The organism is Dyadobacter diqingensis, from assembly GCF_024220585.1.
Classification (GTDB): Bacteria; Bacteroidota; Bacteroidia; order Cytophagales; family Spirosomataceae; genus Dyadobacter; species Dyadobacter diqingensis.
The window spans coordinates 297,128-315,653 of the sequence record NZ_JAMXKF010000005.1 but is presented as its reverse complement, the minus strand read 5'-3'; the positions used below and the strand labels follow the sequence as shown (position 1 = coordinate 315,653).

16 protein-coding genes are annotated in these 18,526 nt (G+C 44.4%); 7 read left to right on the top strand and 9 right to left on the bottom strand.

Features of this window, described 5'->3' with window-relative positions; translation table 11 throughout:
- Window positions 1–23: 23 nt before the first annotated feature.
- Window positions 24–287 (top strand): hypothetical protein, encoded by a 264-nt coding sequence (locus tag M1L62_RS16625; RefSeq protein ID WP_254560733.1) that lies wholly within the window; start codon window positions 24–26, stop codon window positions 285–287.
- Window positions 284–550 (top strand): Txe/YoeB family addiction module toxin, encoded by a 267-nt coding sequence (locus M1L62_RS16620; RefSeq protein ID WP_254560732.1) that lies wholly within the window; start codon window positions 284–286, stop codon window positions 548–550. Before M1L62_RS16625 ends, M1L62_RS16620 begins: the two co-directional genes overlap by 4 nt.
- Here M1L62_RS16620 and kdpB read toward each other — a convergent pair whose 3' ends face one another.
- The 5 genes from kdpB to M1L62_RS16595 all read right to left on the bottom strand — a co-directional run bounded on the left by kdpB (window position 551) and on the right by M1L62_RS16595 (window position 7,601).
- A complete protein-coding gene (kdpB, locus tag M1L62_RS16615; RefSeq protein WP_254560731.1) occupies window positions 551–2,593 on the bottom strand; it encodes a potassium-transporting ATPase subunit KdpB in 2,043 nt (680 codons plus the stop codon).
- A gap of 108 nt (window positions 2,594–2,701) precedes the next feature.
- Window positions 2,702–4,390, bottom strand: a complete 1,689-nt coding sequence (kdpA, locus tag M1L62_RS16610) for a potassium-transporting ATPase subunit KdpA (protein ID WP_254560730.1) — start codon at window positions 4,388–4,390, stop codon at window positions 2,702–2,704.
- Between the two features lie 232 nt (window positions 4,391–4,622).
- Entirely contained in the window at window positions 4,623–4,901 is a 279-nt protein-coding gene (locus M1L62_RS16605) for a DUF7674 family protein (RefSeq protein WP_254560729.1), read from the bottom strand.
- A gap of 415 nt (window positions 4,902–5,316) precedes the next feature.
- Complete coding sequence (locus M1L62_RS16600) at window positions 5,317–7,032, bottom strand: GMC oxidoreductase (RefSeq protein ID WP_254560728.1); 1,716 nt, start codon at window positions 7,030–7,032, stop codon at window positions 5,317–5,319.
- 38 nt (window positions 7,033–7,070) lie between these two features.
- A complete protein-coding gene (locus tag M1L62_RS16595; protein ID WP_254560727.1) occupies window positions 7,071–7,601 on the bottom strand; it encodes a gluconate 2-dehydrogenase subunit 3 family protein in 531 nt (176 codons plus the stop codon).
- 271 nt (window positions 7,602–7,872) lie between these two features.
- Here M1L62_RS16595 and M1L62_RS16590 point away from each other — a divergent pair, with 271 nt between their 5' ends.
- Genes M1L62_RS16590 through M1L62_RS16575 form a run of 4 tightly spaced genes read left to right on the top strand, consistent with a single transcriptional unit; the run spans window position 7,873 to window position 13,966 of the window.
- Window positions 7,873–8,346 carry a MarR family winged helix-turn-helix transcriptional regulator gene (locus tag M1L62_RS16590; protein ID WP_254560726.1) on the top strand — a complete coding sequence of 158 codons (474 nt, stop codon included), beginning with the start codon at window positions 7,873–7,875 and terminating at the stop codon, window positions 8,344–8,346.
- A gap of 53 nt (window positions 8,347–8,399) precedes the next feature.
- Window positions 8,400–9,728 carry a TolC family protein gene (locus M1L62_RS16585; protein ID WP_254560725.1) on the top strand — a complete coding sequence of 443 codons (1,329 nt, stop codon included), beginning with the start codon at window positions 8,400–8,402 and terminating at the stop codon, window positions 9,726–9,728.
- A gap of 21 nt (window positions 9,729–9,749) precedes the next feature.
- Window positions 9,750–10,805, top strand: coding sequence for an efflux RND transporter periplasmic adaptor subunit (locus M1L62_RS16580; protein WP_254560724.1), 1,056 nt, complete (start codon window positions 9,750–9,752; stop codon window positions 10,803–10,805).
- Window positions 10,806–10,843: 38 nt separating this feature from the next.
- Window positions 10,844–13,966 (top strand): efflux RND transporter permease subunit, encoded by a 3,123-nt coding sequence (locus M1L62_RS16575; RefSeq protein ID WP_254560723.1) that lies wholly within the window; start codon window positions 10,844–10,846, stop codon window positions 13,964–13,966.
- Between the two features lie 354 nt (window positions 13,967–14,320).
- Here the strand turns inward: M1L62_RS16575 and M1L62_RS16570 are convergent, their stop codons facing one another.
- The 3 genes from M1L62_RS16570 to M1L62_RS16560 all read right to left on the bottom strand — a co-directional run bounded on the left by M1L62_RS16570 (window position 14,321) and on the right by M1L62_RS16560 (window position 16,657).
- Window positions 14,321–14,983 carry a YiaD family glycine zipper/OmpA-like lipoprotein gene (locus M1L62_RS16570; RefSeq protein WP_254560722.1) on the bottom strand — a complete coding sequence of 221 codons (663 nt, stop codon included), beginning with the start codon at window positions 14,981–14,983 and terminating at the stop codon, window positions 14,321–14,323.
- Window positions 14,984–15,010: 27 nt separating this feature from the next.
- Window positions 15,011–15,838, bottom strand: coding sequence for a tetratricopeptide repeat protein (locus M1L62_RS16565; RefSeq protein ID WP_254560721.1), 828 nt, complete (start codon window positions 15,836–15,838; stop codon window positions 15,011–15,013).
- Between the two features lie 135 nt (window positions 15,839–15,973).
- A complete protein-coding gene (locus tag M1L62_RS16560; RefSeq protein ID WP_254560720.1) occupies window positions 15,974–16,657 on the bottom strand; it encodes an HAD family hydrolase in 684 nt (227 codons plus the stop codon).
- A 288-nt stretch (window positions 16,658–16,945) separates the two neighbouring features.
- Here M1L62_RS16560 and M1L62_RS16555 point away from each other — a divergent pair, with 288 nt between their 5' ends.
- Window positions 16,946–17,800 carry a polysaccharide deacetylase family protein gene (locus M1L62_RS16555; protein ID WP_254560719.1) on the top strand — a complete coding sequence of 285 codons (855 nt, stop codon included), beginning with the start codon at window positions 16,946–16,948 and terminating at the stop codon, window positions 17,798–17,800.
- A 9-nt stretch (window positions 17,801–17,809) separates the two neighbouring features.
- On the opposite strand, the gene M1L62_RS16550 is transcribed toward M1L62_RS16555, so the two are convergent.
- Window positions 17,810–18,475, bottom strand: coding sequence for an NAD(P)-dependent oxidoreductase (locus tag M1L62_RS16550; RefSeq protein WP_254560718.1), 666 nt, complete (start codon window positions 18,473–18,475; stop codon window positions 17,810–17,812).
- Window positions 18,476–18,526 lie beyond the last annotated feature (51 nt).

Below are 18,526 nucleotides of genomic sequence, written 5' to 3'. Positions count from 1 at the left end.
AACTTTATAGAAATTTATATTTTATGGAAGCTGTACTGAAAATTAAATCTTCTGAGTTCACTGACGAATTGATTTCCAAAATCAAAGCATTATTAAGTGTTTCAAAAGACAGCGAGGTCACAATTAGCATCACCGATAAGCCATCCCTTGGACTCCTTCGCGATGAGAGTCGTGAAGAATATTTCTCGAGGCTTGATAAATCAATCGACGATTTCGAAAAAGGAAATGTTATTTCGTTTAGCGGAGATAGCTTTGAACAATTTGTAAAGCACATCGCACAGGAATGAATAACACGATTTTCTCTCTTCAAGTGATTGAAGATCTCACACACTGGTCTAAAAGTAAACCTCGTCTCGTTAAAAAAGTTTTTGAACTGATCAATGATATCCATAAGCACCCTTTCGAAGGACTGGGCAAACCGGAAGGGCTTAAACATCAGTATAAGGGATATTGGAGCAGACGAATTACAGACGAACATCGTTTGATTTATAAGCCGGTCGCCGAAAAAGACATCCTTGTTATCAGTGTTCATGGACATTATGATCAATAATTACAACCAGATACTCACCAGCAAATCAATTACCTTGATACCTAGGAAAGGAATTACTACACCTCCCAAACCATAGATAAACAGGTTTCTTCTCAGTAACGCGCTCGCTCCGATCGGTTTATAGGCCACCCCTTTCAGTGCCAATGGAATCAGTATCGGGATAATGATCGCGTTGAAAATCACGGCTGACAAAATTGCACTTTCAGGACTATGCAGATCCATAATATTCAGACCTTTAAGGGCAGGGATCGCGGCAATAAACAAGGCCGGGATAATTGCAAAATATTTGGCGACGTCATTGGCGATTGAGAAAGTGGTCAGCGTACCTCGTGTCATCAACAACTGTTTTCCAATCTCCACAATTTCAATCAGTTTCGTCGGATCATTATCCAGGTCGACCATATTACCTGCCTCCTTGGCTGCCTGCGTTCCACTGTTCATGGCCACTCCAACATCAGCCTGCGCAAGCGCCGGCGCATCGTTGGTTCCATCACCCATCATCGCCACGAGCTTACCACTTTCCTGCTCTCTTTTGATGTAATTCATCTTATCTTCCGGTTTCGCTTCGGCGATAAAATCATCCACACCTGCTTTTTCGGCAATAAACTTCGCTGTCAGCGGATTGTCTCCGGTTACCATCACTGTTTTTACACCCATTTTACGCAGACGCTCGAAACGTTCACTGATACCCGGTTTAATAATATCCTGCAATTCAATCACGCCAAGTACCTTTTCATTTTCCGAAACCACGAGCGGCGTTCCCCCGTTGTTCGATATCGCTTTGGTCCTATCCTCAATTTCAGCGGGAAATTTGTTACCAGCTTTTGTAGTGAGATTTCTGATCGAATCGAAAGCACCTTTACGGATTCTGGTTTCATCAAAATCAACACCTGAACTTCTTGTTTCAGCCGTGAACTTGATAAAAGTCGGGTTATTCAAATTCGCATAAGTCGACGGATTCAGATTCGCCAGTTCCAGGATAGATTTCCCTTCCGGCGTTTCGTCAGCAATGGAGCTTAATACGGCACATTTAATGAAATGATTGTCAGTCACACCTTTGGCGGCGTAAAAATTTGTCGCTTTTCTGTTCCCGATCGTAATCGTACCGGTTTTATCCAAAAGAAGTACATCAATATCCCCGGCGGTTTCAACGGCTTTCCCGGACTTTGTAATCACATTTGCACGAAGTGCGCGGTCCATACCGGCTATACCAATGGCCGACAAAAGACCACCTATCGTTGTCGGGATCAGACAAACGAAAAGCGAAATAAATGCTGCAATGGTGATCGGTGTATTGGCATGGTCAGCGAAAGGTTTCAACGTCACGCAGACGATAATAAAGACCAGTGTAAATCCGGCTAAAAGAATCGTAAGCGCAATTTCATTGGGTGTTTTCTGACGACTGGCACCTTCTACCAGAGCAATCATTTTGTCAAGAAAACTCTCACCCGGTTCTGTCGTTACCATAACCTTGATCTTGTCAGACAAAACCTTTGTTCCACCCGTCACACTGCTTTTATCTCCACCCGCTTCACGAATTACGGGAGCACTTTCACCCGTAATTGCACTTTCATCAATCGTCGCCAGCCCTTCGATAATCTCGCCGTCGGTTGCAATGTTATCACCCGCCTCACAGATAAAAATATCCCCTTTTCTCATCGAAGCAGACATCACTTGTCTGGTCGAAACCGAGAACCCGGCTTTGTTTTCGATAACCAGTTTCGCCGGTGTTTCTTCTCTTGTTTTACGCAAGCTGTCGGCCTGTGCCTTACCTCTCGCCTCTGCGAGTCCCTCCGCAAAATTGGCAAAAAGCAGAGTCAGTAATAACACTAAAAACACCGTAAAATTATAGGCAAAACTCCCCTGAGATTTCTCCCCCATTAAAGTCCATATACTTACCACCAGCATAATTGCCGTTCCGATTTCCACCGTGAACATCACCGGATTGCGGAACATTATTTTGGGATTCAGTTTGACAAATGCCTGTTTGAGGGCTTCGTTGACCAGGTCCTTTTGGAACAAGGACGTATCTTTATTTTTCATTTCCTGATGGCATTTCGCCGTTATTGATTTTGGTATTCGCTGCTTTTCAGACTACCGGTTATTGTATAACCCAGCGCTTTCGCAGCACTATTAAAATGAATTCAGTTGTTAGCGCAGCGTGAAATATTCGGCAATTGGACCCAAGGTCAGTGCCGGGAAGAAAGATAACGCCGTGATGATCACGATAACCGCCAGAATCATAATCCCGAAGGTCGAAGAATCCGTTTTTAACGTCCCTGCGCTTTCAGGAATGTATTTTTTATTAGCTAAAAGGCCGGCAATCGCAATTGGACCAATGATCGGAATGTAACGTGACAGGATCAAAACAAAACCTGTACTGATGTTCCACCAGGGATTATTATCTCCCAACCCTTCAAACCCGCTACCGTTGTTTGCCGATGATGAAGTGTATTCGTACAACATTTCGGTGAATCCATGAAAACCGGGATTAGCCAGCGTAGCGGAAGTGATCGACGGGAATGCCGCTGCGAGCGCAGTACCCACCAAGATCAGGAACGGATGAAGCAAGGCTACAATCATCGCAATTTTCATTTCTCTGGCTTCGATCTTTTTACCCATAAATTCAGGTGTCCGACCGACCATCAACCCGCTGATAAACACGGCCAGAATGATAAAAATAAAGAAGTTAAGCATACCCGCTCCCACACCGCCATAAAATGCGTTGGTCATCATGCCCAGCAGCTGGGTCATACCGGACAGGGGCGTAAAGCTGTCGTGCATGCTATTGATCGAACCGGTGGATATAACGGTAGTCGCTATACTCCAAAACGCTGATGCGGTACTTCCCAACCTGACTTCCTTGCCTTCCATCGCACCGGCGCTGTTGTCGATTCCCATCGCAGTGATGGCATGGTTACCTCCATTTTCCCACATGATCGTCGGAATGGTGAGGACCAGAAAACCAGCGGTCATCACACCAAAGATCATCCATCCCATCTTTCTTCTTTTCAGGAAAAATCCGAAAGCAAAAACCATAGCAATCGGAATTACCATCTGCGAAAACATCTCCGTCATGTTGGTCAGGTAATTCGGATTTTCCAGCGGATGCGCTGAATTGGCTCCATAATATCCGCCACCATTCGTCCCCAAATGCTTGATTGCTACAAATGCGGCAACCGGCCCTGTCGAAACCTGTACGGTATCGCCCTGCATATTGATGATGGTATCTTTACCTTCAAAAGTCATCGGCGTTCCGTTGAAAGCCAGGATAGAAGCAACAACAATCGAAAGTGGAAGTAAAATCCTCGTGCATGATTTTACCATCAGATTATAAAAATTGCCCAATTTGTCGGTTGTCCGTTCGCGCAGCGCTAAAAACAAAACTGCCGCTGCCGCCATACCCGTTCCTGCTGTTACAAAGTGAAGAAACATCAGAAACAGCTGCGATAAATAACTTACTCCCGATTCGCCCGAGTAATGCTGTAAGTTACAGTTTACCACGAAAGAAATACTGGTATTAAAGGCCAGATCGGCGCTTTGTCCCGGATTTCCATCCGGGTTCAGTGGTAACCAGCCTTGGTTCATCAGCACAAACATCCCCAGAACGAACCAGACCATGTTGATGGTGATCATTGAAAACATGTGCTGTTTCCAATTCATTTCGGCCTTTTCGTCGATACCGCCGATTTTGAAAAACAATTTTTCAATTGGGTTAAAAACAGGGTCCAAGGATGTTTTCTCGCCTGCGTAAACTTTTGCGATGTATTTCCCAAACGGTATTGCAAAGGCAACCGTCAGGATAAACATGGCAATGATTCCAAATATTTCAGTGTTCATTTTTTCTAATTTTTAATTCGATTTCAGTTTCCGGCAGTTAAATCCGGTCAGAATTTTTCGGGTTTGATCAGTACATAACAGATGTAACCAAACACGCATATGGAGATAAAAAACAGTGCTGCCATGGTTAGATATTTTCAAAAAAATTGACGGTTTTGTAAAAGAGTGCGAAACATAAAATTCCGGCGGATACCAAGAGGATTGTGATCATGATATTTAAGTTAAATTGATTTTATAATGCATTGATTTGTTTGATGTATTCAGCTTTCAGCGTTTTGGGAAAGAGTGCGTCGATATTGCAGTGATTTAATTCGAGCGTGCCTGAAACAGTGTAGACATATACCATCGCCACTGCGTTTTTTGTTTGCTTATTTCCATTGATCAAAAGGTTTTCAGCAAAGTCCAGACATTTTTTAACCCGCGGCATATCATTTCTTGCAATCATCATGCGCGTCAGATCGGCAAATTTTTGCATCTGCTTGTAAATTCCTGTTGCTGGTTTCGTTCTCATCGTTTTTTAAATTGTTACGATAGTGTTAATACCAAAAATGATCCTGAATTCTGGCACGAAACCTAATCAAATGTCTATCAATAAGATAAAATCAAACCACTGTGAAAGGAAGAAATAAAACCCTATCATTTTGATAAGCTTTTATCAATTTAGAATTCCAGGAATAAATTCCCGGGCTACAAGATGGGACGTACCGTTCGGCACTTTTGGCCTGGAACAGGGTTCCGGATAATGGAAGATTGGCGATTTGAAAGGAAATGACAATGCCGTAGGCATGACCGATCTTGTAGCCATGGATTTTAATCCATGAAAAAAAAAGCCAGATCCCACAAACATGAATTTTAATCCATAAAAAAATCCCCCTGGCCGAATCGCAAAATTCAGCCAGGGGGAAAACAAATTATTTATCCTTTTATCAGATATTCTTTTTCTTCAATTCCTTCACAGCGAAATCAGCTGCTCTTGCCGTAAGCGCCATGTAAGTAAGTGAAGGGTTCACACAGGAAGCCGAAACCATGGCGGCTCCATCCGTTACAAAAACGTTCTTCACCGCATGCATCTGGTTATTTCCATTCAAAACAGATGTTTTCGGATCACGACCCATACGCGCCGTTCCCATCTCGTGAATTGCCATACCCAGATAAGATCCGTTGTCATGCGTTTTCACATTTTTAAGACCAGACTTTTCAAGCATCTCAGCCGCATCGTTCATCATGTCTTTACGCATTTTTTTCTCGTTTTCACGAAGATCAGCGTCAAAAACAACGGTTGGCATGCCCCATTTATCCTTTTTATCCTTGTTCAGGTACATATAGTTTTCATGGTATGGCAAAGTTTCGCCAAAACCACCAAAGCCCATTGTCCACTGTCCCGGGGTCGTTAACTCTTCTTTGAAATCAGCGCCGAAAGCAAGTTCAGCAACATTACGCTGCCAGCCCTGACGACCGCCACCGCCCTGATAACCATATCCACGCAAATAATCACGCTTATCAGAACCGATATTCTGGTAACGGGGAATGTAGATCCCGTTAGCACGACGACCGAAATAATATTTATCAAGGTCACCTTCCCAAACCCCGCTTGCTCCCGTACGGAAATGGTGATCCATCAGGTTATGCCCCAATTCACCTGAATCATTACCCAAACCATTCGGGAAACGGTCAGACGTTGAGTTCAAAAGCACCAGCGAAGTACCAATCGCACTCGCACAAACAAATATAATCTTGGCAAAATATTCACGCTCTTCCAGGGTAACCGAATCCGTTACCTTCACGCCCGTTGCCTTTTGTTTTACTTTATCATAAACAATTTCCCGCACCACAGAATCAGGACGCAACGTCAAAAGACCCGTTTTTACCGCCGGTGGTAAAGTACTTGACTGCGTGCTGAAATAGGCTCCGTAAGGGCAGCCATAAGAACAGCGGTTACGGTACTGACATGGAGAACGCCCTCCTTCAAGCTGGATTTTGCCCGCCTGCGAAAGGTTGGCAACCCTGCCAATTGTCATGGTACGGCCAGGAAATTGTTTTTCCAGTCTCTTGCGAACCTCTTTTTCCACAAAATACATTTCCATCGGCGGTAAGAAATCGCTGTCCGGAAGTTGGGGCAAGCCCAGTTTTTCACCCGAAATCCCAACGTGTTTTTCAACGTAAGAATACCATGGTGCGATATCTTTATAACGGATCGGCCAGTCAACTGCGATTCCGTCTTTCAAATTCGCTTCAAAATCAAGGTCGCTCCAACGGTACGACTGACGCCCCCACATAATGGATTTCCCGCCAACGATATTCGGTCGAAACCAGTCAAATCTTTTCTTCTCTTCATAAGGTGAATCCGAATCGTTCATCCAGTACTTTTCGGTCATCTCATTGTAGGGATAATCACGGGACAAAAACGGGTGCGTTTCTTTTTGTTTTACTGTCAAACGCCCGTTATATTTCATTTCCCAGGGATCTTTCAACGCATTCTCGTAACCCGTAACGTGTTCAAGCGGTTTTCCCTTTTCAAGCATCAATACCCTCAAACCCTTTTCAGTCAATTCCTTCGCTGCCCATCCGCCCGAAACACCGGAACCGATTACGATGGCATCGTAGGTCATATCTTTTACTGCATCAACATTTAAATTCGCCATGGTGATAATTCTTTTGATAATTTAGAAAGGTTTAGATCTTAAAGCGCCCACGTTTTCTGGCCTTCTTTCATAGGATAAGAACCGTCAAAACGACCCGGGATTGGCAGATAATCCAACGCCTTCGTTGCTCCGATTTCCGAAGTAAAATAGCCGGTCACTGTAAGACCTTTCATTTGCACGAAAAATGGTTTATCGGCAGTGGTGCTACGCTTCACGATCTCGTTTTTCTGAGCTGTATCCAACGCTATAAAACCCTTTCCGTAAACAGCGTTGCTGTCTTTGTTCAGCCTTTCAACGCCGTCATAGAACTTTTTCTGCTCTTCCTGCACATAACAGTCGCGGATCACACGGGTGATAAACTTTTCAACGCCGGCAGCTTTCGCGCCCGGTGTCTTGGTGGTGGGGATAATCACGTCGGCAATTTCAGCAAGTAAAGCTTCCTGTTCGGCAGAAACCTCCAAAGAAGGGCCAAAATTCAGCTTTTCTCCCATCACACCAGCCATTAAAGGCGCAGAAATAACACCTCCCATCAGAAGGGTTAATTTTTGAACGGCTTCTCTACGATTCATCTGAAAAGAAAATTGTTAATAATATTGATTCAGGATTAATTGTTGAAATTCAAACGGATAGGAAAATTCGTATGCTTTGATTTCAAATAACTTCGTAAGTTAGTTAAATACAGGATTTAAATGCACTTTTCGGGCATAGCTTTTTTTAATTTTTAAATATTTTCTTCAAAACTTTCAGGATATAAGTACATTTTTTAACATTTGGAAAATTTTAACATAGATAACCGGGAATATATTTGGTTGATATGTCTACCTATTTTACCTTTACACCATGAATATAGAAGTAAAAGAACTGAACAAAGCCAACTACGAGCGTTTGAGCAAAATGATGTTGTTTAATATACTCAACGTTTCGCACCTTATTGGCCGCAATACCAATAAGGAACTGGCTAAGATGGGCTATACTTTGCAAGTCGAACAGCTTCAGATACTGTTTGTGGTTTATTTGCGGGAAGGTAACTCACCGTCGCAACAGGAAATTGCCAACTTTTCTCAAAAAGATAAAGGAGGCATCCAGCGATCGGTCCAGACACTCGCCCGCGATGGCTACGTACGCATCGTAAGCGATTCACACGATCGTCGCAAAAACCTGATTGAGCTTACGCCAGCGGGGAAAATGGTGGTAACGAAAATGATGGAATCAATCGAAGATATCGACAGAAGAATGACTGCGTCGATCAGTCAGGAAGAAATTGAATCGCTGATTTCCATTGTAAGGAAAATTTCAAACGTCGTTAAAGAGTAAAAAATTTGGATATATAGTTGATATATCCACAGTAGACACATCAACCTATTAGTATGAAAAGAAGATTTTTCGGTAAGCTGGTTATGCTTCTTACCCTCCCGTTACTCTCTCAGGCGCAAACCGCCTGGTCATTAAAGGATTGCATCGACTACGGTCTCAAACATTTTGGAACGGTAAGAATCGCGCAATACCAAAAAGAAAATGCAAGGCAGCAGTCACGGCAGGCATTGTCGGGTTATCTGCCTCAGATTACCGGAAATGGTTCTCTTGACGATAACCTCAAACTGCAAACCACCCTCCTTCCCGCCGGTGTTTTCGGTCCTGAGCCGACACGTATCGCCTTGGGCTCAAAGTACCAGACAAACGTCTCTGCTTCGGCCGACCAGACCATTTTTGATCAGTCGCTGCTGATCGGAATTAAGGCAAACAAACCAAACCAGCAGCGCGCTGAGCTCAATGAAAAGCAAACGCAGGAGGACATTATTTACCAGGTAACAAAAAATTATTATCAGGTTTTTGTCTCGCAACAGCAGATTTCCCTGTTAGAGGAAAATCTTGAAAAAACCCAACAGGTGTTGAACATCCTGAAACTACAACGCGATAACGGCGTAATCCAGCCGGTTGATTATGACCGTACAGAGGTTAGCTACAACAGCAATAGGTCACAGCTGACACTGGCAAAAAACAATGTTACCCTGGCGCTCAACCGCCTGAAATATCAAATGGGACTTGATCTGGCGCAGGAATTAGCAGTAAAAGACTCCGTTTTATTAACGCAGTTACCAGCGGTCGGAGATGCACAATTTGACGCGAAAAACCTGACAGACTATCAGTTAACCGAAAACGAATTAACGCTAAACCGCCTGGATCAGGAACGTATCAAAGCAGGTTACCTGCCCCGGCTGAGCTTCAATGCGCGTTACGGTCAGCTTGCTCTGGCAAATGATTTCAGCAATTCTTTCAAGAATTTCGTCGGCTTTGCCAGCATCGGACTCAAACTGAGCGTTCCTATCTTCGACGGGTTCAGCAGAAATGCTCAGATCCAGCAGGCGAAAATCAAAGTAGTGACGCAGGAAGAGCAGCAAAAAATGAACGTACAATCGTACAGACTTGCTTTTAGCAATTCGGAGTCTCAGCTTGATCAGGCCAAATTCAATGTCGAAAATGACGACCGGAATGTGAAACTGGCCAGAAAAGTGTATGACCTGACCACGCTTCAATACAAACAGGGAACAACCCCGCTCACGGATCTGATTAACTCCGAAAATGCGTACCGCCAGGCTCAGACCGACTATGTGAATTCGCTTATCAACTTCTACCAGGCGAGGCTCGATCTCGAACAAGCCCAGGGCACCTTATTACCTTTCTTCAATCAACTTTGAAATAACAAATTGTAACAGGCAATGAAAAAGACAACGATAATTATTACGCTTGCGATACTGGCCGTTGTAGGGCTGATTGGGGCCAGGCTGGTTTCCAATAAAAAGAAAATTGACGAAAAGAATAAACCGGTGGTTGCTTCTACGGCGGCCATTCCCGTTACGGTGGTCGAGGTGAGCGAAGATACTGTGAGCCAGTCCTTGCTTAAAACCGGTAACCTTATCCCGTTCAGGGAAACATCCATCATGGCAACCAGTCAGGGACAGGTCTTAAACGTCAATTTTGACCTTGGGAGCAACGTCTCGAAAGGCTCGACGCTGATTCAGATTGACAACAAACTTAACCAGCTTGCATTACAGGCAACGCAGCTTAACATTGACAAACTCAAAAAAGACGTAGCCCGTTACAACACCCTTTACGCCGGCAATGCAACAACTGAATTGCAGCTGAATCAAACAAAATACGATTACGAAAGTGCTGTGAACAAGGCCGAGCAAATTGCAAAACAAATTCAGGATGCTACGGTGAAAGCGCCGATCAGCGGCCGCATCGTAAAAAAGGATATCGAAGTTGGGGAATTTGTCAATACAGGAACGGTGCTTGGGACAATCCTTGATGTATCACGCCTGAAAGTTCAGGTTATGGTAAATGAAAAGGATGTGTATCAGCTGCATGAAGGGCAAAAGGTAAAAGTAAGTGCCGATGTTTTGGCCGGCAAGATTTATCCCGGACAGATTACCTACATCGCACCACGCGGGAATGAGGAACACAGTTATCCGGTTGAAATCACCGTGGGAGGTGCCGGTCCACTGAAAGCAGGAACTTTTGTCAATGTTGATTTCTCTCAAAAATCAAAAGAAAAATCGTTGCAGATCCCAAGGGCTGCGCTAGTTGAAAGTGTGAAAAATCCATACGTATATGTGGTCAATAACAACATGGCCGAACAGCGAAAAATCACTGTGGGCAGAGAACTGGGAGACCTTATCGAAGTATTGGGCGGATTACAGGCAGGCGATCAGGTTGTTACAACCGGGCAGCTGAATCTTACCAATGGCAAACCGGTTCAGATCACTAAATAGACCGGCGGTATAGTCCGGAACCATTAAAACATACAACTATGTCTATAACCGAATTATCAGTTAAAAGACCGCTGTTGATTACGACGATTTTCACCGTATTGATTCTTTTCGGTGTGATCAGTTACCAACAGCTTTCATACAATCTTTTGCCAAAATTTGAGGCAAACGTAATCAGCGTTTCCACGACCTATCGGGGTGCCTCGGCAGATGAAGTGGAGACCAATGTCACCAAACGAATTGAAGATGCACTGGCTTCGCTGGAAGGTTTGGATCGTATCAACTCCACTTCTCAGGAAGGCGCGTCGATCGTGGTGATCCAGTTGAAAAACGGGGTTGATGTGACGCTCGCCCAACAGGATGCGCAGCGTAAAGTTGAGCAGATCATCAATCTACTGCCCGATGAAGCAGACCGTCCTACGATCAACAAATTCTCGACGGACGAACTTCCCGTACTCCGTATGGGGGTGACGGCTAATATTTCGCCGGCAAAACTGTATGACCTGATTGACGATGAGCTAAAACCACAGCTTTCCAATGCGGCTGGTGTGGGCCGCATCGACCTGATCGGCGGAAACGAACGGGAAATCCAGGTTAATGTGGATGCACAGAAATTACGCGCCTACAATCTTTCCATCGGGCAAATTGCAGCGGCAATCAACAATGCCAACACAAGTTACCCGGCCGGCCAGCTTGAAACAAGGGCTTCACAGTTATCCATCCGCTTCGATGCTTCGGTAGCAAACACCGACGCTTTCAGAAATCTGATTGTTTCCAGAACTGCGGATGGCGGTGAAGTACAATTGAAAGATGTGGCCGAAGTGGTGGATGCCACCACAAAACCGACGGCGATCAACCACATCAATTCGATGCCTTCTATTGGTTTGCAGGTTTTGAAACAATCGGATGCCAACGCCGTAGAGGTGAGCAAGCAGGTAAAGGCGAAAATCGTTACCCTTGAAAAACAATATGCTTCATCCGGTTTAAAATTCAATATCGCGGCCGACCAGTCGACGTATACATTGGCATCAGCAAATGCGGTTGTATTTGATTTATTCCTTGCGGTTGCCATTGTTTCTGTGGTGATGCTTATGTTCCTGCACAGTTTCCGGTCCTCGCTTTTCGTGTTGGTCGCGTTGCCCTCGTCCATTATCCCTACATTCATTCTGATGTATCTCCTTGGGTTTTCGCTGAACCTCATGACGTTGATGGCACTTTCACTCGTTGTTGGGATCTTGGTCGATGACTCCATTGTGGTTTTGGAAAACATCAACAGACATATGGAAATGGGCAAAAGCCGCTGGCAGGCCGCACTTGACGGACGTAGCGAAATTGGTTTTACAGCCCTTGCAATTACGTTAGTCGACGTTGTGGTTTTCGTTCCTCTGGCTATGACCGGCGGATTGATTGGAAATATCCTTCGCGAATTCTCTCTGGTGGTGGTTTTCTCAACATTGATGAGTTTGTTCGTTTCTTTCACGCTGACGCCGCTTCTGGTTTCGCGTTTTGGAAAAATGGAAGTGCTTAACCCGAGTTCACTTTGGGGAAAACTTAACCTCGGCTTTGAAAACCTGCTGACCCGCCTTCAAAATGGTTACGGGCGCATTTTGCTCAAAGTATTAGGCCATAAAAGATATGTATTTTTGGGCGTGCTAGCCTTGTTGATCGGAGCCATCGCGTTGGTTCCCGCCGGTTTCATTGGAGCGGCTTTTATGCCACAAAGTGACCAGGGAGAGTTTACTGTTCAAATTGAACTGGCACCAACTGCATCAATCTACGAAAGCAACAAGGTGACCCAGCAGGCTGAACAAATGCTGCTGAAACATCCAGAGGTAACCAACGTGTTCAGCAACATCGGTTACAGCAGCAATAACCTCACGTCGTCATCGAACAGTAACCTTTCCACTTTGAATGTCAAGTTAACGGACAAAAAAGAACGGACCGTTTCGACCGAAGATTTCAGTGTGTTGGTTAAAGCTGAAATTGCGAAAATTGCCGGAACAAAAGTTACCGTTAGCCCCACCGGTCTCGTAGGAACTTCCGAAGCCCCTATCCAGATCGCCGTGAAGGGAACCAACCTGGACTCCATTCGTAAGGCATCCGCTTTGGTTAAAAATGTTGCAGAGTCTGTACCTGGAACGCAGGACGTTAAGTATTCCGTACAGGATCCAAAACCGGAGGTAAAGGTAAACCTGAACCGGGAACGGATGGCCCAACTCGGCATCAATGCGGCAGAAGTCGGGATTGCTTTGCAGAACGGTTTCCGCGGAGATGACCGTTCCAAATTCAAACAAAATGGAAAGGAATATGATATCCTTGTCAGTCTGGATCAGTTCGACCGCACCAGCGCCTCCGACATCAGCCAGTTAACTTTTGTCAATAATCAGGGAAAATCATTTCAGTTATCCCAATTCGCGACGGTAGAAGAACAAATCGGTGAAAGCGTTTTGCAACGTATTGACCGGCTTTCTTCAATCTCCGTGAATGCGCAGGTAGTTGGCCGACCCGTGGGAACCGTGGGTGCAGACATCAAAGCGAAGGTTGAAAAACTGACCTTGCCATCGGGTATTTCTATCCAGTATCTTGGACAGATGCAGCAGCAGGGCGATGCTTTCGGCAGTTTGGGACTTGCCTTGGTGATTGCGATTCTGCTGGTGTACTTTATCATGGTCGGGCTTTATGAAAGCGTAGTTTATCCTTTCGTGGTATTGTTCTCCATTCCGGTGGCTTTGATCGGTGCACTTCTGGCACTGGCATTATCAATGGAAAGTTTGACCGTTTTCGCGATTGTCGGTATGATCATGTTACTCGGTCTTGTGGCAAAAAACGCGATTCTGATCGTCGATTTTACCAATCACTTAAAAGAAGAAGGGTATGAAGTGGTCCATGCATTGGTTGAAGCCGGGAAAGAACGTCTTCGCCCGATTTTGATGACTACCCTGGCGATGGTCTTCGGGATGTTGCCGATTGCTTTGGCAAGTGGTGCAGGTGCGGAAACCAAAAATGGTATGGCCTGGGTTATTATCGGCGGTCTGACCAGCTCGCTTGTTCTGACGCTATTACTTGTCCCTTCGGCTTATTTGGTGGTTGATAGAATTAAGGCTCGTTTTGAAAAGAAAAAAGCAAAAAAGAAAGCAGCGTCCGAAGAATTGACTATCGGCTAAACTGATTCCTGATATCAATAACGCAGGCTGCCTCCACAGGGCAGCCTGTTGTGTTTTCGGGGCTAATTTTCTGGTATAGATATAAATCGATAACAATGAACGGTTTATATCAACAAAAAAAGAGCCTCCGAAACCAGAAGCTCTTTAGTGGTACCTCTACTATGCTCACGGATGAGCACAACAGAAATTGTAAAAATATCAGGCCAGTAAATCCAGAAATATCTCCACCGATTAATCAGGACACTTTTTTAAGAGGAAAATGTGTGGCAACAGCAACATAGCAAACTATACCAAATCATAAAAAAAGCCACGAATTTTGAAAATCCGTGGCTTTTTTTATCTGGTTATTTACCGTTAACGGATCTCTCCTTTCTCGGCATCTTTTTTCATATCGTCGTTGGCAAAAATGGCAAGTTCAACACGACGGTTTTTCTCACGATTTACTTCACTGTCGTTAGGGAATTTGGGCTGTGACTCTCCATACCATTTTGTCCTTAACCGTGAGGACGGAATATTCTGTGATTCAAGATATTTAGAAACCGATTCGGCACGGCGTTCAGACAATTTCAGGTTATAGTCGTCGGAACCTGTATCGTCCGTATGGCCTTCCAGCAATATCTGCGTATCGTCATATTTACTTAAAATCCCGCCTACTTTTTTCAATTCTGTTTTAGCATCTTCACTCAGTTCCGCAGAGTTAAGTTTGAAAAGCAGCCCCGAATTAAACGTCAGGTTGATTCCCTCTCCCACTCTTTCCACGGTTGCATCGGGAATTGCCTGTTTCAGTTCCTGCGCTTGTTTATCCATGTGTTTTCCAATGAAATAACCCGCAGATCCCCCCACAGCCGCACCGATCAACGCACCGATCACACTATTTTTTCCGGCAAGCTCACCAATGGCGGCCCCAGCAGCGGCCCCGCCAGCTACACCGATCCCGGTTCCTTTCTGGGTGTTGTTTAAACTTTTACAGCCAATCAAAAAGGCCAGCGCAACAATAATAATGCTATTTTTTTTCACTACTTAACGTTTTAGTTTATCAATTATTTACTCACAAATCATGCTGGACAGCAAGTCGAGCTGCAAATTTCTCAGCCCCAAATCCAGCGCCTTTTTCATATCCGCACACAAGGTACGCTGCTCCTGTTTGGTCATTCTTTTCGACAACTCTTTAATGTCCGTCGTAACATATTTCTGCTGTACTTGTTTCAAGCGCGCCTCCGTTCTGATCTGGTAAATTTCGAGATCATTTTTGCCCAGATCCAATACCTTGTCGTAAGCAGTGAACGCGTCGTCATAGTTATTGATCTTGATCATCATATCACCCTTCTGAATAAAAAAAGCAGGGTTTGTCGGATCCAGTTCAATGGCTTTCGTCAGATTTGTATCAGCCTCTGCCAGCATATTTAATTGAAAATCAAGGTGTGCGAGCTGCGCAAACATGCCGGCACGGGCTTTGACATTTTTATTTTTTTTGGTCAGGTCTGTTATTTTCACAAGATCCGCTTTCGCATCTTCCGTTCTACCTAGTCTGTTATAAGCATAACTTCTTGCATAATAAGCCGTTACATTCGTCTGCTTACTTACCTTGATCGCTGCATTTGCCGGAGCAATGGCTTCCTCATACTGTTTCAATCCGTTCAACGCTATGGCCTTTCCCACATTACCTTCCTCTTTGGCATCCTTGGCTGAACAATCTTTGAGAACCTTCGTAAAAGTATTGAGCGCATCCTGATACTGTCCCTGATCGTTCTGTTTATTGCCGGCCTGTACCTGTTTGTAACATTTGTTGGACATGGTAATAAGCTGCTGAGCCCGCAAGGCAAAAGGCGACAGCATGGCAAAAAGTATAAAGGCTTTGGTCTTTGTTCTCATAAATGAAGTACTTGATGAATAATGGATGCTGACCGCAATCAGATTTCAATCAACAGATCATGTTAATGAATCGTGCCACGAATCAGCATTTGAAAGCATGTGAATAAAATTTACGCTAAAATACTGCCGTCTGATTTACAGGAATTGAAGGATCTCCTTGATATGCTCCACAGTTCTGAACCGCTCGTTTTCAATGGTATGCTCAATCTGTTCATGCGCCCAGGTCACGGCGTAAGGGACGTGAATACCATAACCACCGATATTTAAAACGGGTAGAATATCCGATTTAAGCGAATTTCCGATCATTAAAAGATTCTCGGGCAATATATCGAGATGTTTAATCAGTTTAAGATAATTCGCATCATCCTTCTCCGACATGATCTCAATATGGTGAAAGTAATGGCTCAGACCTGATTTTTTAAGCTTTCTTTCCTGATCCAGCAAATCACCTTTCGTGGCCACAACCAGCCTGTACCTTCCTTTCAAAGTATCCAGCACATCTTCCACGCCGGCAAGCAGGTCAACGGGCTCGTTGAGCAGATTTTTACCCAAATCAAGGATTTTTTCTATATGATCAAGGCTGATCGTTTTGTTGGAAACTTTCAGTGCCGTTTCGATCATCGAAAGCATAAACCCTTTTACGCCATAACCGTATAATCCAAGATTATCAATCTCGATTTTAAACAATTCCCGCTCCAAAGCATGTGGCTGAAGGTATTCACTAAGCAGTGTGCAAAACTCCTCCTCAGTACGTCTGAAATAGGGCTCATTTACCCATAAAGTGTCATCCGCATCAAAGGCAATAACTTTTATATCCATTTTTTAGTTTTTTGATTGGAGGCAAAAGTAGGGAATTGAAAAACAAATTGGCTGAAAGTAACCCGATATTTAATCTTCATTTTTACATCAGATCATTCAATTGATACTATTCCAAAACAATAACTTTTAGACGCAACGCATGGGTAGAAACATCTCACTCAGTTGCTTATCGAAATTGAGGTCCTGTTTTAAAACGAATCGTCAAAGTATTTTAAAGAATTAACAAACGTCTTCAACAAAAACAAGTTCCTCCTTATTTTCTAAAACGAACATTTAAGCTGATAAATCGTGAATAAATCTGTCCAAATTCTGTTACTTTCTCTGTTTGTATCGGCGTCCTACGCCCAACAATCCCCTCCCCGGTTAATCGTCCGTGGTGACGACATGGGTTATTCACATTCCGGAAATCTGGGACTGATCAAATCTTCGAAGGATGGAATACAAACCTCGATCGAAGTTATTGTGCCGTCACCGTGGTTTCCCGAAGCTGTCAAAATGTTAAATGAAAATCCCGGGATCGATGTGGGAATACATCTGGCAATAACCAGCGAATGGGACAATGTAAAATGGCGCCCTATGACCGATTGTCCTAGCTTACGTGATGCGGACGGATATTTTTTCCCGATGGTTTATCCTAACAAAAATTACCCAAAACGATCGGTCGTGGAAAACAACTGGCAACTGGCCGACATCGAAAAAGAATTTCGCGCGCAAATTGAGCTGGCTCTTAAGAAAATCCCCCGTATCAGTCATTTGTCTTCCCACATGGGCTGCACCGGCATAACCGAAGAGGTAAAAGCACTAACCAGACGACTTGCCAAAGAATACAAAATCCCGGTAGATGCCGAGCCAAAAGTTGATAAATATGTAAGTTATGACGGTCCTCATAAAACCTCTGACGAAAAGATCGGGAGTTTCATTTCGATGCTCAGTAAACTCGAAAACGGGAAAACCTATCTGTTTCTGGATCATCCGGGTCTGGACGACGCGGAGTTGAAAGCGATTTCGCACATCGGTTATGAAAACGTGGCAGAAGACCGCCAGGGTGTCACCGACCTCTTTACCAGCCATAAAGTTAAGGAAGCCATAAAGGCGAAAGGCATAAAATTGATTGCTTATAAGGATCTCGTCGAAAAAAGATAAAGCCGTTTTTCATGTAGAAATCACAGGCGTTTTCCGCAGGTGCGTATTTTCTGCTAAAATATCCAACACAAACCGCGCCACATTAAACCGGCTGATGGTCAGCCCCGGTCTCGGCGAATTATCAAAACTTACCAAAACATCTGTGGGACGGGTAGCATTCACCAGTGCCGCCGGTCTGATGGCCGTGTATTCTAATCCGGAAGCGGCCAGAAGTTGCTCCTGAGCTTCGTGGTCGCGATAAGCCACGCCGATGTTGCTGTGATCAATAAACCATCTGAACCAACCAGGGATATGTTTCCGGGAGTCGCCAACACCCCAGGCCGACAACACAATGACCCGACTAATGCCGTGCAAAGGACTTAGCGCGATCACCCGGCTTATCGTTTCAGACAAAAAATTTTCCGGAGTCCTTAGCTCCGACCAGGGAAAATCTGATTTTCGGGAGATGTTCAATGTACTTATGATGGCCCGGCAATCTCGCATGGCTTCATTCAAAATCTCCTGATCCAAAGGATTGCCTTCAATGATTCTCAGACGCTCATGTTTGACCTTGAAATGGTTGAGGTCCCGCACCAGAACATTCACTTCATAACCTTTTTCCAGTGCCTGTTTTACAAGCACTTTTCCCGTGCGGCCTGTGGCTCCCAGAATTAAAATCCGATGTAATTCTCCCATTTCAAATCGTCGTTTCCAAAGAATCAGATATACAAAACGCTGTTATCAACG

Coding starts and splice junctions, on each gene's coding strand:
- M1L62_RS16625 (WP_254560733.1), top strand. CDS start 24: ATGGAAGCTGTACTGAAAATTAAATCTTCTGAGTTCACTGACGAATTG.
- M1L62_RS16620 (WP_254560732.1), top strand. CDS start 284: ATGAATAACACGATTTTCTCTCTTCAAGTGATTGAAGATCTCACACAC.
- kdpB (WP_254560731.1), bottom strand. CDS start 2,593: ATGAAAAATAAAGATACGTCCTTGTTCCAAAAGGACCTGGTCAACGAA.
- kdpA (WP_254560730.1), bottom strand. CDS start 4,390: ATGAACACTGAAATATTTGGAATCATTGCCATGTTTATCCTGACGGTT.
- M1L62_RS16605 (WP_254560729.1), bottom strand. CDS start 4,901: ATGAGAACGAAACCAGCAACAGGAATTTACAAGCAGATGCAAAAATTT.
- M1L62_RS16600 (WP_254560728.1), bottom strand. CDS start 7,032: ATGGCGAATTTAAATGTTGATGCAGTAAAAGATATGACCTACGATGCC.
- M1L62_RS16595 (WP_254560727.1), bottom strand. CDS start 7,601: ATGAATCGTAGAGAAGCCGTTCAAAAATTAACCCTTCTGATGGGAGGT.
- M1L62_RS16590 (WP_254560726.1), top strand. CDS start 7,873: ATGAATATAGAAGTAAAAGAACTGAACAAAGCCAACTACGAGCGTTTG.
- M1L62_RS16585 (WP_254560725.1), top strand. CDS start 8,400: ATGAAAAGAAGATTTTTCGGTAAGCTGGTTATGCTTCTTACCCTCCCG.
- M1L62_RS16580 (WP_254560724.1), top strand. CDS start 9,750: ATGAAAAAGACAACGATAATTATTACGCTTGCGATACTGGCCGTTGTA.
- M1L62_RS16575 (WP_254560723.1), top strand. CDS start 10,844: ATGTCTATAACCGAATTATCAGTTAAAAGACCGCTGTTGATTACGACG.
- M1L62_RS16565 (WP_254560721.1), bottom strand. CDS start 15,838: ATGAGAACAAAGACCAAAGCCTTTATACTTTTTGCCATGCTGTCGCCT.
- M1L62_RS16560 (WP_254560720.1), bottom strand. CDS start 16,657: ATGGATATAAAAGTTATTGCCTTTGATGCGGATGACACTTTATGGGTA.
- M1L62_RS16550 (WP_254560718.1), bottom strand. CDS start 18,475: ATGGGAGAATTACATCGGATTTTAATTCTGGGAGCCACAGGCCGCACG.